Below are 13,404 nucleotides of genomic sequence, written 5' to 3'. Positions count from 1 at the left end.
TTAGTTCCACTAAGCGAATTGGTAGAGTCTGCTTACGCAAGGTATTGAACCGCCGTGTACGGAACCGTACGCACGGTGGTGTGAGAGGTCGACTAGTCAAATAATGGCTAGTCTCCTACTCGATTATAGATGTTGAAATTCACGAACATTCCAATTTTTTATGAAGTGAATGTTAAGTATTCGGTTGATAATAAAAGCGCTACGTGGTAACTTAGTAAAAATATAGAAAAGACAAATATATAGGAGGATTTAAATGAACGCATGGAACACTAAATTTCAACGCGAAGGATATACATTTGACGATGTGATCCTCGTACCAGCAGAAAGTCATATTTTACCTAATGATGTTGATTTATCAGTAGAATTAGCCCCTAACTTAAAGTTAAATATCCCAATTTTATCGGCAAGTATGGATACAGTTACCGAATCAGATATGGCGATAGCAATGGCACGCCAAGGAGGACTAGGTGTCATTCATAAGAACATGTCAATTGAAGCACAAGCTGAAGAAGTTCGACGTGTTAAACGTTCAGAAAATGGCGTCATCTTAGATCCATTTTACTTAACTCCTCAACACACTGTTCAAGATGCTGAAGATTTAATGTCTCGTTACCGTATTAGTGGCGTTCCAATTGTTGAATCTGAAACAGACTTAACTTTAATTGGAATTATCACAAACCGTGATACACGTTTCATTAATGATAATCAAGCTCTAATTTCTTCAGTGATGACTAGAGAAGCGTTAGTTACAGCGCCAATTGGTACATCTTTAGAAGAAGCTGAACGTATCTTATTCGATCACCGTATCGAAAAATTACCCTTAGTTAACGAACAAGGTCACTTATCAGGTTTAATTACGATTAAAGATATTGAGAAAGTAATCCAATACCCAAATGCAGCTAAAGATAGCCATGGACGCTTATTAGTTGCGGCAGCGATTGGTGTGACAAGTGATACATTTGAACGTGCACAAGCATTAATTGACCAACAAGTGGATGCTTTAGTTGTCGATACTGCCCACGGACATAGTGCGGGTGTTATTCGTAAAATTAAAGAAATTCGTGACACATACCCAGACGTTACAATTATTGCTGGGAATGTTGCGACTGCTGAAGGTACACGTGCGTTATTCGATGTCGGTGTTGACGTTGTAAAAGTAGGTATCGGACCAGGTTCTATCTGTACAACGCGTGTTGTTGCAGGTGTTGGTGTACCTCAGTTAACAGCAATTTATGAAGCAGCTACTGCAGCCCGTGAATACGGAAAAGCAATTATTGCTGACGGTGGAATTAAATACTCAGGCGATATCGTCAAAGCGATTGCTGCTGGTGGAAATGCTGTTATGTTAGGTAGTATGTTAGCTGGTACTGATGAGTCGCCAGGTAACTTTGAAATTTACCAAGGACGTCGTTTCAAAACTTACCGCGGTATGGGTAGTTTAGCGGCTATGGAAAAAGGGTCAAGTGACCGTTACTTCCAATCTAAAAACGAAGCAAACAAACTAGTTCCAGAAGGAATTGAAGGTCGTGTTGCTTATAAAGGTAGCGCTCAAGATATCGTCTTCCAAATGCTAGGTGGTATTCGTGCAGGTATGGGTTATACTGGATCAGCAAACTTAAAAGCTTTACGCGAAGAAGCACAATTCATCCGTATGAGTGGCGCTGGACTTATTGAGTCTCACCCACATGATGTTAATATTACAAAAGAAGCACCAAACTACTCACGCGCTTAATTTGCTGAAGTGATTTGGTTAACGAAAATACTCAACAATGTAGTGATTAATTAGCTATATTGTTGAGTTTTTTTGTGTTCTTGGGAGCTTAGGACAGGGAATTATATAGAAGGTGCTTTGAGAATTTTTCAAGGATACAAAACGTTAAAAGGGTGCCTTGAGAAAATCTCAGAGCACCAAACCATCCCTGAGAACTTTTCAGGGATACAAAACGCGAAAAAAGTGCCTTGAGAAAATCTCAGGGCATCAAACCATCCCTGAGAATTTTTCAGGGATACAAAACGCGAAAAAAGTGCCTTGAGAAAAAGTCAGAGCACCAAAGCATCCCTGAGAACTTTTCAGGGATACAAAACACGAAAAAAGTGCCTTGAGAAAAAGTCAGAGCACCAAACCATCCCTGAGAATTTTTCAGGGATACAAAACTCGAAAAAAGTGCCTTGAGAAAAAGTCAGAGCACTAAAACCACCGTATTCGACCTAATATGAATCTTTGATTATGAGACTATGAACATTGTTTGACCTTTATATGAACATGGGGGTTATGACATGACAAGAATTTCGAGGGTGTTACAATGAGGTTGTAGTTAAGAAAAAAGAAACCCGACGCACAATAATGAAAGGATGCGATACAAATGATTCGCAGAAACAGTCGGAACTTAAAATTAACAGCCACTTTATTAGCATCGTTGATGGCACTTGGTTTTGGACAAGTTCAAACCAACGCACAAGACTTTGTTAGACCTGAACCAGGAGACGAAGCCTATCTACCAAACTACTCACTCGTGGAGCAATATTTCCCAAGTGTAGATGCAGCCGTTGAATATGCGAATGCAAATTTCAATATTGATATTCATGCTGACTTTTATGTCACTATGGATGAAAACGGTGCTTACGTTTATTATGAACTTTTAGAGGACGTTGAAGAACCTGAGGAACCTGCACCTGACCCTGAAGAACCAGAAGAAGGTACTTATGTTGTTCAATCAGGCGATTCATTATATAGTATTGCCAATGAATATGATGTTAGCGTCCAAGATATTATTGACTGGAATAACTTAGACAATGATTTCTTACAAATCGGACAAGAATTAATCGTAGTAGATCCTGGTAACGGCGAAGACCCCGAAGAACTCGAACCCGATCCAGAGGAACCAGATGATAACATTTATGTTGTTCAATCAGGTGACTATTTATATGGAATTGCTAATCAATTCGGTATTAGCGTCCAAGATATTATTGACTGGAACGACTTAGAAAGTGATTTCTTACAAGTCGGACAAGAATTAATTGTAGTAGATCCTAGTAATGGTGAAGAACCTGAAGAGCCTGACCCAGATCCGGAAGAACCAGATGATAACATTTACGTTGTTCAATCCGGTGACTATTTATACCGAATCGCGAATGAATTTGGTATTACAGTCGATAATCTGATTGATTGGAATAACCTAGAAAGTAATAGCTTATTTGTTGGTCAAGAATTAATCGTTGTTGACCCAGATAATGGAGCGGAAGAACCAGACCCAGGCGACCCTGAAGACATTATTTATGTGGTTGAAGCGGGAGATTACTTATACCGAATCGCTGCTGAATTTGGGGTAACCGTTCAAGATATTATTGACTGGAATAATCTAGAAAGTGATGCCTTGCAAGTTGGAGACCAATTAATTATTAGACAATAATTGCTCATACTAAAGAAGTAAATAAATAATATGAACCACTAGTGGAGAGGGCTAACTAAGTCATCTTCACTGGTGGTTTTAGTTATACTGAATTATGGGCTTAAATTGTGAAAAACTTATGTCATTTTGACATCATTAATCGTAACTACTATTTTTTGTGTTTAAAAAAGGTATAATAGTTATTGAGTACATTTAATTGTAAAGAAGGAGGATTATGATGCGTATATTAGTAGCAGACGATGATCGCGAAATCGTAGATCTTTTAAATATTTATCTAAAAAATGAGGGTTATGAAGTTGTAAAAGCATTTAATGGTGAAGAAGCTTTAAATCAGTTAGAAGAAAGTCAAGAATTTGATTTGGTTATCTTAGATGTGATGATGCCAAAAGTAACGGGATTAGAAGTGGTTGAAGTGATGCGTGAAAAGGATATGAGCATTCCAGTAATTATGGTGAGTGCCAAATCAGCGGATCACGAGAAAATCGAAGGCCTATTTGCTGGAGCGGATGATTATGTAACCAAACCCTTTAATCCTTTAGAGGTGATGGCACGTGTGAAATCAATTCTACGCCGTCAACATAGTTATTCAGGAATGGAGACACCAGGAGATACAATTGAGGTTGGACCTTTAGTTATACGCCGGGATTCTCATGAAGTGAGAACAAATAGCGGTACTGAAATTCAATTGACAGCTCTAGAGTTTGGAATTTTATTTCTTTTATCAAGTAACCCAAACCGTGTCTTTAGTGCGGATGAAATCTTCGAAGAGGTTTGGAATCAAGAAAGTGTTGTGAGTGCCAAAACCGTCATGGTTCATGTGAGTCATTTGCGTGATAAAATTGCTCAGGCAACTGGAGGAGACAAAGTCGTTCAGACTGTATGGGGAGTAGGCTATAAGGTTGAACGATGATAATAAACAAATCTTATCTACCCAATTAACACCTTCACAAAAGATTGATTTAATTCGTTATACCTCAAGTGTTCTCTTCATTGTATTCTTTGTATATTTAGGGATTATACTTGGCTTTGATATTGTAATTAATACCCGTTTAGATTTTCTACGTGGGGGGAATTTTTTCCAGTTTTTCCAGTTGTGGCGCATTCCATATAACCAAATTATTACGCTTATCGTATTAAGTATCGGAGGACTCATTACATATCGCCGTATGGACAGACAGCGTAAAATGATGAAGATTGGTCGTGCTTTAGAGCATTTAAACTACATATCTGAAAATAATAAATACAATTACCGAATCGAGAGTACGCAAATTGGTGAATTGACAGATATTATTGATAGTATTAATCAACTGGTTGAAAGTACAGAACATTCACTTGAAGAGGAACGACGAGCGGAAGAGACGAAAGATGAGTTAATCGCAAATGTCAGTCATGATATTCGGACACCACTCACGTCAACGATTGGTTACTTAGATGCTGTGATTCATAAGCAGTATCAAAGTGAGGAAGAGAAAGATAGCTATATTGGGATAGCGTACGAGAAGGCGAAGATGATGCGAACGTTAGTGAATGATTTATTCTTATATATTGAATCAGGACAAGCAACGTATTCGCTTGAAGCTCAATCCATTCCTATCAAGTTTTTCTTTGAACAATTGGCAGCTGAATTTGAGTTAACAGGTGACGAGCAAGGCGTAGACATTGTTGTAGAAGTTTACCCAGAGGATTTATTCGTACAGATTGATGTCGATAAGATGGCAAGAGTGTTCAGTAATCTGATTTCTAATGCATTTAAATACGGTTTTGGAGATGTCATTCGCTTGCGCGCTTATAAATCGAGTGATGATGCGAGTGTCTATCTGGAAACGCGAAATAACGGTGAAATACTTGCGGAATCTGAGTATAAGAATATCTTTGAGCGGAGTTACCGAACTGAGAAATCAAGAACATCTGAGATTCCTGGAAGTGGTTTAGGACTTTCAATCGTAAAAAATATCGTTGATCTACATGACGGTTTGGTTTTTGCGACTGTGGAAGATAATGAAACTGTCTTTCGTATTAAATTAAAAAATATAGAAGAGAGTGGTGGCGAATGAAGTTAAGATATTTATTTGTCATTTTGTTAATCACCTCGTTTTTATTACCGCAACAAAGTAGCCAGGCACAATCAACCGCGCCAACGATTGATGCAGTTTCTGCCATTTCAATTGATAGTGAGAATGGACAAGTCTTAATGAGCCAAAATGCAGACGAAATACTTCAAGTTGGTTCAATAAGTAAATTATTATCCGTTTATGTTGCTTTAAAAACAATTGAAGCACAAGATGAGTGGACACGCGAATCTATTGTTCCCATCTCAGATGAAGCATATCAATTGAGTCAAGATTATAATATTGGTAATGTGCCTTTAAGACAGGATTATAATTATACAGTCAATGAATTAGTCGAAGCTGTTTCAATTAATTTAGCAAATGGTGCCACACTTGCTTTAGCTGAAATGGTGGGAGAGACGGAAGCGGATTTTGTTAAAATGATGGAAACGCAGTTGTTAGAATGGGGCGTTGAAGAATTTAACCTCATTAATTCAACAGGGTTAGAAGACAATGGTGAAACCAATACCTTTTCTGCAGAAGTTGCAGCAATCATTGCCTATCATCTGGTCAATGACTTTCCGGATTATTTAGATTATAGTGATCAAGCAAAAGCAGTGTTTAAACCGAATACGGATGATGCGATTGATATGAATAATTATAACCAAATGCTAAAAGGAAAGCCTTATGAACGTGAAAACGTCCTAGGTTTAATGCCAGGATCTTCCGAACAAGACGGCAATAGCTTTGTCGGTTATTCGAATGAAGATGAGTTTGGTATAATTACAGTTGTATTAGGAACTGAAGATGAAGATACTCGCTATGAAGAGACAGATCGTCTCATGGACTACAGCTATAGTGCTTATATGAAAGAACTTGTTGTAAGCGAAGGGCAACCGACGACACAGGTGAATACCATCAAAGTAGAAGGTAGTTCCGAAAGTGAAGCGGAGCTTATCTACGGCGAAAATATGTCCTTAGTTGTTCCAATTATTGATACCGCTCCGCGTTTGGAGTACGAATTCTCAAGTAATGACGCTTTATTTGAAGATAGAAGCTATTTAGTGGCACCGGTTGAACAAGGAGAAGTCGTTGGAGAGATGACTATCTACGGTGCTGACACTGAATTTACGTATTTACCTTCGACGAAAGGGAACCACGTTCCAGTCGTTCAAGCAGAGCCCATTGAAGAAGCAGCCTGGTATGTGAATGGCTGGCATTCCTTCTCAAACGGCGTGAGTAATACGTGGGAGTCCACACGACGATTCTTCGTTGATTTGTTTAATTAGTCAGTGAATTAAGAAAGGATTGGATATAATGAGTCAATTTGAAAAAGCAATATTTGCTGGAGGGTGTTTCTGGTGTATGGTTCATCCATTTGATGAAATGGATGGAGTTGAAGCGGTTGTTTCAGGTTATACTGGAGGCCAGACTGAAAATCCGACCTATGTACAAGTAACAAGTGGTGAAACGAATCATACAGAAGCGGTTGAAATTACCTTTGATCCAGAAAAGATAACGTACCAACAATTGCTTGATATTTATTGGTCAAGTATGGACCCAACAGATGCGACGGGTCAATTTTATGACCGTGGAACATCTTATCGTCCTGTGATATTCGTTAATTCAGAAGAGCAACGTCAGTTAGCTAAAGAATCAAGAGAAGCCTTGGATAAGAGTGGACGATTTGGTAAACCTGTCGTTGTACCGGTTGAAGACGCAAAACCATTCTATGAAGCAGAAGATTATCATCAAGATTATTATAAGAAAAATCCTGAACACTATAATCGTTATACTATTGGGTCAGGACGAGCAGCGTTTGTTGAAAAACATAAACAATAATGAATAGAGTACGTCAATGAAGTTTCTAACAAATTAATTTTGTTGGAAACTTTTTTGTGGTTAGTTGGGTAAATGCTATAATAAGCTTAGTGAAAACCAAATAATTACTAAAGGAAGCGATGAGTATGATAATTAGAGCATTAGAAAAGAATGACTTACCTTCGATTCATATCATCAATAATGAGCGCGAGATGATGGCCTATTGGTTCGAAGAGCCCTATGAATCCCTTGATGAATTAGAACGATTATATGATAAGCACCTCTTCGATTCTTCTGAAAGACGCTTTGTCATTGAAGTCGCCGGTGAGTTTGTTGGGGTTGTTGAATTAATGGAAATCGATTATATTCATCGTAATTGCGAAATACAAATTATTGTCATTAAACGATTCCGTGGACAAGGCTTAGCACAAAAGGCTTTACGAAAAGGAATTGAGTATGCTTTTTCAATTTTAAATATGCATAAAGTATATTTAATTGTGGATGCAAATAATCATCCAGCGGTCCATATCTATAAAAAATTAGGCTTTAGACAAGAAGGAACAATGAAAGACCACTTCTATACAAATGGACAATATCGGGATGCTTACTTTATGGGTATCTTGAAAGACGAAGTAGAATTTGACTATGTAAAATAAAAAAGATCCACTACTGACCAAAATATCAGTAGTGGATTTTTTGTTGTACCAAGTATTAATAGAGTTCGTGAATGTCATCGAAGTTTTCGCGTTCTTGTTCAATTTGGGCTTTATTACCAATCACGGCAATGGTCCCTTTATCAATCACTGAGCGGAATCCTTCACTTAAGACAGTTAAGCTTGCTTCAGTTGTAGCTAAAACTTCTTCCTTAAGTTGAATCACATCAGCTGTCGTACGGCCCACTTGGTGACGAGAGAATGCACGCTTTCCTTTGTGATAGGCAGACAATGGTTGGTCTAAATTACTTAATGTACCAATGATTGCTTTTAGTAAGCTGGCGTCATCAAGTTGCAAGGTTTCAATAAAATCTGGAATCCCTTGATACGTTTGGATTGTCTTCTTAATATTAGGGTCGCGGTATGAACTTAATTGGAAATCTCCATTTAAGTTGTGACGGAACATCGAACCGTATGCGCCACCTTTAACTCGAATATTATTCCATAAGTAATCGTAACGTAAGAAAGTAGATAAGACGAGTGAAGATCCAGAATAAGTCAATTCATTCGTCGCGTCTGAGGCGAAACCAACATAGTTTACATCTTGAGCAGTAATAAAGGCTTCATTCTTTTTCTCGCCGGCTTCATACGTCACAGCAGCGCCTAAAGCGTCACTTCTTAAAGAAGCAAAAGCTTCGGTAAAGGTTGTTTTCACATCTTCTAAGCGATTTTCTTCACCAATATAAAGTGCATGAATACGTTGTTTATTTAATAAACGTTCTAACATATTTTGAAGTTTTTCACTTAAGTCACTCATATCATTGGCTTTAATTTGTTTTAAAAGCTCTTTCGTGAAATTAAATTGATCAATCCCGTTAATTAATTCCCCTAATTTGCTGACAGGTTTCACTTGGCTTAAGGCACGTGAAGCAGCGATCACATGAGCAGTGGAGTTAATATCATCTTCAAAATCAGACACATGACGTTGAGTGATATTTAATAATTCAGTTCGGTCAGTAAACTGAGTTCCTGTCATAATTTCATTAATTAACTCAACTAATTTAGTAAATGATGTTTCCAGTGATTTACCTCGTAATGTAAAGTAAGGTTTTGCTTCGCCAGTCACTGTTTCATAAACTACGACGCCCCCGTGAATACCACCCGTGTGTAAGTCAATTTGCGTTTGCAATTCTGCAACAGAATAATTTTCAGTCGGTAAGTCACCTAATAATTGGCTTAAATAACTTAATAATAAGTAATCTTCCCCTTCAAAGTCAGACACATCAAAGTATAGATCAAGGTAATCAATTCCAGAAGTAAATTGGTCCGCGTGATACAGTGTTGTTCCTTCGAATAAAGTACTTTCAGTTAAAGGATAATCTTCTGTTTCAGTGGATAAATCTTCTTTATCTAATGTCGGAATTGCCGCTAAATCCTCTGCTTTATCTGGAGCCTCTTGACGAGCGATGAGCGCTTGTGTTTGCTCAACTAATGTATCAATTTCTTGGTCAGAAAGGCTTGCTTTGTACTCTTGTAAAGCTTTGAATGTTTCTTTTTCAAAAGCATCATTTTTTCCAGGTTCAGCTTTTAATACGATGTTCACACGTCTAGTATTATTCAATAATTTATCTTGAATCAATTGTTCAAAGTAACCTTCTTCAGATAATTTTGCTAATAAATCAAGTTTATCTGAGAATTCCAGTGAAACGAAAGGAGATAAATCATATAACCATGTGTTTAATGAACTAATCGCATAAAGAACGCCGCGTGGATTACTTTCCGAGATGGCAGATTCTTTTAAGCGGAAAGTGATTTTGTTTAAGGCTGCTTGAATTAATTCTTTTGAGATACCATCTTTAACGATGTCTGTTAAAGTGGACTCAACCACTTCTTTAAAGCGGTCCATATTGTTTTTGTCACTATATTTTGCATCGATTGAGAAGACTGCAGGATAGCCGACTTGGAAGAAATCACCATTAATGTCCCCGCCAATTTCAGCTTCGAGTAAGGCTTTCTTTAAAGGCGCTTGATTATTACCAAATAAAATCTCAGCTAACACACGTAAACCGTGTTGCTCTAAGGAATCTGAAGCTGTTGCGGTATGCCAAGCAATCGCCAAGTAATCTTTTTTATCGGGGTCATCGCCGTCTGTAATTGAATAGGTTAATTCAACATCTTCTTCCTCAGGTTGAGTTGCTTCAAAAGTTAAATCAACGGCTGGCTCATCCAATTGACCTTTGCCATCAAAGTAAGAAGCAAGTAAGCTAAAAGCGTGATCCGTATCTAAATCTCCGTACAGAATCGTTAATGAGCTACTTGGATGGTAGTGTTTCTCATGGAAATCAAGAAAAGCTTCTTGTGTTAAAGACGGAATGGTAGATGGTAATCCACCTGATTCGAATTCATACGGTGTTCCTTTGTATAAATACTTTTGAATAGCTGTATACAATTGGCTGTCAGGTGAGGCTGTCGCACCTTTCATCTCATTATAAACAACACCCTTGTAGATTAAATCATCTTCAGCATTTTCTAAATGATAATGCCAACCCTCTTGTTCAAGAATTTGTGGATTTGAGTAAATCAGTGGTTGGAAGACCGCATCTAAATAAACGCTCATCAAATTCGAAAAATCTTTTTGATTAGTTGATGCGACGGGATAAATTGTCTTATCCGAGAAAGTCATCGCATTAACAAAGGTGTTTAAAGAACCTTTGATTAGTTCAACAAAAGGCTCTTTCGATGGGAATTTCTTTGAGCCGTTTAAGACCGAGTGTTCTAAGATGTGGGCAATCCCATTATCATCGTAAGGGGGTGTTTTGAAAGCAATTGTGAATGCTTTATTTGTGTCATCATTATCTAAGTGTAATACTTGAGCACCAGTTTCTTCATGCTCATATAACTTACCAATTGAATGAATATCGTTTAATTCTTTGGTTTCGATTAATTTAAAAGTCATACAATCCTCCATTGTAAAATTTATTATACTATTAGCATATTTTATCTGGAATTGATACTTAATACAAGGAAAGGGGCCTTTCAAGACAAAAGAACCCCTCAGGAAAATGCTAAAATAAAAAAGATATTCAATATTCTGGTTAATTTACCAGAATTATTGAATATCCTTGTTGTAAAGAAGTCAGTTGGGAGTGTTTGCTAAGATTCATGCTATCTTGCACCACCGCCGCCACCTCCGCCGGCACCGCCACCTCCACCTGAAGATGTCGCACCACCAGAACCGCCACTGCCTCCACCAGCGACAACTGAATTAAAACCACCACTAGAAAGGCCAGTTGACCAATTTCGTCTGAAATGCATCGTACTATGCCAGTAATGAGTCGGTGTATAAGTCGTGCTACTGTCATCATAAGCTTTTTTCATTGGAAGAATATCTTCGTATTGCTTCGCAATCCTTGTTGCTGCGCCACCAATCAGCGCCCAGACTAAAATACTAGATAATTGTGTATCTTCTTGAACATGATCTACCTCAACATCATCTAAATAAGCGACATATTGTGTAATATGATTGAATAACTCTTCACCTTTGGGTGTTGATTGAGGAATTGCGATTGTTTGCTTCCAAACTTTGTCTTCAACAACATTGAGATACCCAGCATCTTCTAGATATTCTATTGAACGCGCTTTAAGAATGAGCTCGAATTTTGTTACTTCGTCCGCATGTTCTTTTGCCCATTCCATCATAACTGTGGAATCAATTTCACCATGAGAATCCGAAGCATCGAGTAACATGATCCACATAGCGTCCTCAATTGTAGAATCTTCAGGGTTCTTCTCAACCCATTCATCAAAAGTCATTGCCGGTTGTTGTTGATCAAAATCTTTAACATGAATATATGTTGTGTATTTATCACCGAAAAATTTATCAGTCTTAAAAGTTTCAATTTCAATGAGGTCTTCACTTAGCCATTTAGTTAAGTAAGCTGCAAAATAATCTTCAAAGAAACCTGCTTGCAGTTCTTGGAGTAAGAATGCGATATTAGCAATGTCATCACCGTATTCAGGAACTACATCGGTTGTTTTGCCTTTATTCATTTTTATTCGTTCTGCTCCGGTAACCATCGCATTGTTCTCGCGTTTTATTTTTCGAACTTTGAAGAAATATACCATGCTTGCAGTGAATATACCTAAACCTGGAATAAACGTGATTCCAAATATGAGCCAAAAAATCCAACTACTATCTGACAATGATGAAGATTCATTGTAAGAGGATCCTTCGTTGGCCATCTCTCTTTGTTCTTCAAGCGTCATATCTACACTTGCGCTAGTATTAAATAAATCCGAAGGAAACTGCAGCAAGACCGTGACATTGTTTCTATCATCAAGTGATTCTTCTGAAGTCCAAACAATTTTCTCCCCTTGCATCTGGATATCACCATCAAAGCCGTAGCCCCAGAAGTTTGTATTATCCTGAGATAAGCCGACTGGAGAATCAATCGTTAAAGTTAAATCCTCTGTTGGAATACCTAGGAATGTATCAAAGTTCCATAGTAAGCCTTGCCCGTCATTTAAATTCCGGACGACATTCGACAACGTATAAGTTAGCTGGTAAGTTTTATCCCCGTGCTCACCCATACCCCATACGAGCTCTGCATCATCGTCATCGCGAATGATACCGTAGTATCCTTCTTTTTCTTCTAAAGATTGATCTGAATCCCAAACAGGATTAAAGTTATAACCTTCCACTGAAAAATTCGATACTTCTGAATCTTGTAAGTTGTTCAACTCAATATATAATTCAGTCCCATCATCAGCCGTCATGTTACGAGTTTCTTCAACAATTGCTGATCCATCTTCTTGAAGTTCCACTGAAATATCAATGGAATGAATTTTATTATCGGCAAATACTTTTTCCCCTTGCAAGGTGAGGGCAGTAGCGAGTATAATACTGAGAGTAAATAGAATACGTCTCATATTTTTTCACATCCTTTTGTTTGTATATTCAGTTTACCATATATCAAAAGCCCGACATAACAGTAACCAGCGCGTTTTTGATAAATAATAAAAAAACTTTTTAAAAAGTGTTGACAAAAGGTATGGAAATATCGTATTATATATAGGTCGTCAAAACGACTCGCTAGCTCAGTCGGTAGAGCAACTGACTTTTAATCAGTGGGTCGCAGGTTCGATTCCTGCGCGGGTCATACTAATCTCATCATAATAGTGATTAGTTAATAATTAACAAGCCGGCTTAGCTCAGTTGGTAGAGCATCTGATTTGTAATCAGAGGGTCGAGGGTTCAACTCCTTTAGCCGGCACTATTTACAAGACATCCCTACTTAGGTAAGGATGTATTTTTGTGTTCATATTTATTGAATAATCTATCTAAATAGGTTCTTGAATTTTTGGTGTTGGTGAGAGAAATCTCACTGACACCTTTTTTTGTATGTACACAAAAGCCAGTGAATTCCTATATAATAAAGTTACCATACATTACTAAAAGGAGAATTCACTTGG

Annotated in this window: 9 protein-coding genes and 2 tRNA genes; 9 read left to right on the top strand and 2 right to left on the bottom strand. The window is 37.7% G+C overall.

The genetic code is table 11. The features are described from left to right. Positions 1 to 253: 253 nt before the first annotated feature. The 7 genes from guaB (at position 254) to ACEN31_RS09420 (ending at position 7,935) form a co-directional block, all read left to right on the top strand. On the top strand, positions 254 to 1,732 hold the full coding sequence (gene guaB / locus ACEN31_RS09450) for an IMP dehydrogenase (RefSeq protein ID WP_407089998.1): 1,479 nt from the start codon (positions 254 to 256) through the stop codon (positions 1,730 to 1,732). 631 nt (positions 1,733 to 2,363) lie between these two features. After that, on the top strand, positions 2,364 to 3,410 hold the full coding sequence (locus ACEN31_RS09445; protein ID WP_407089997.1) for a LysM peptidoglycan-binding domain-containing protein: 1,047 nt from the start codon (positions 2,364 to 2,366) through the stop codon (positions 3,408 to 3,410). Between the two features lie 217 nt (positions 3,411 to 3,627). Continuing rightward, a complete protein-coding gene (locus tag ACEN31_RS09440; RefSeq protein WP_138404966.1) occupies positions 3,628 to 4,320 on the top strand; it encodes a response regulator transcription factor in 693 nt (230 codons plus the stop codon). Then, a complete protein-coding gene (locus ACEN31_RS09435; RefSeq protein WP_407089996.1) occupies positions 4,310 to 5,464 on the top strand; it encodes a sensor histidine kinase in 1,155 nt (384 codons plus the stop codon). The genes ACEN31_RS09440 and ACEN31_RS09435 overlap by 11 nt, the downstream gene beginning before the upstream one ends. Then, positions 5,461 to 6,747: a D-alanyl-D-alanine carboxypeptidase family protein gene (locus ACEN31_RS09430; RefSeq protein WP_407089995.1), complete on the top strand. Its 1,287-nt coding sequence runs from the start codon at positions 5,461 to 5,463 to the stop codon at positions 6,745 to 6,747. Before ACEN31_RS09435 ends, ACEN31_RS09430 begins: the two co-directional genes overlap by 4 nt. 28 nt (positions 6,748 to 6,775) lie before the next feature. Then, positions 6,776 to 7,300, top strand: coding sequence for a peptide-methionine (S)-S-oxide reductase MsrA (gene msrA / locus ACEN31_RS09425; protein ID WP_171031335.1), 525 nt, complete (start codon positions 6,776 to 6,778; stop codon positions 7,298 to 7,300). 125 nt (positions 7,301 to 7,425) lie between these two features. Beyond that, the gene (locus tag ACEN31_RS09420) at positions 7,426 to 7,935 is read left to right on the top strand and encodes a GNAT family N-acetyltransferase (protein WP_138404953.1); all 510 of its coding nucleotides are present in this window, start codon (positions 7,426 to 7,428) and stop codon (positions 7,933 to 7,935) included. 55 nt (positions 7,936 to 7,990) lie between these two features. On the opposite strand, the gene ACEN31_RS09415 is transcribed toward ACEN31_RS09420, so the two are convergent. Beyond that, positions 7,991 to 10,888 carry an insulinase family protein gene (locus tag ACEN31_RS09415; RefSeq protein WP_407089993.1) on the bottom strand — a complete coding sequence of 966 codons (2,898 nt, stop codon included), beginning with the start codon at positions 10,886 to 10,888 and terminating at the stop codon, positions 7,991 to 7,993. 209 nt (positions 10,889 to 11,097) lie between these two features. After that, entirely contained in the window at positions 11,098 to 12,861 is a 1,764-nt protein-coding gene (locus tag ACEN31_RS09410) for a DUF2207 domain-containing protein (protein WP_407109274.1), read from the bottom strand. Positions 12,862 to 13,018: 157 nt separating this feature from the next. On the opposite strand from ACEN31_RS09410, the gene ACEN31_RS09405 reads away from it, so the two are divergent. Both ACEN31_RS09405 and ACEN31_RS09400 read left to right on the top strand, forming a co-directional pair. Then, a tRNA-Lys gene (locus ACEN31_RS09405) sits at positions 13,019 to 13,091 on the top strand. Between the two features lie 41 nt (positions 13,092 to 13,132). Continuing rightward, positions 13,133 to 13,205 (top strand) — tRNA-Thr (locus ACEN31_RS09400). Positions 13,206 to 13,404: the final 199 nt, after the last annotated feature.

The sequence above is a fragment of the Ruoffia sp. FAM 26255 genome (genome assembly GCF_045528525.1).
GTDB lineage: Bacteria > Bacillota > Bacilli > Lactobacillales > Aerococcaceae > Ruoffia > Ruoffia tabacinasalis.
The sequence above is the reverse complement of the archived record's forward strand: the minus strand, read 5'-3'. Positions and strand labels throughout refer to the sequence as shown.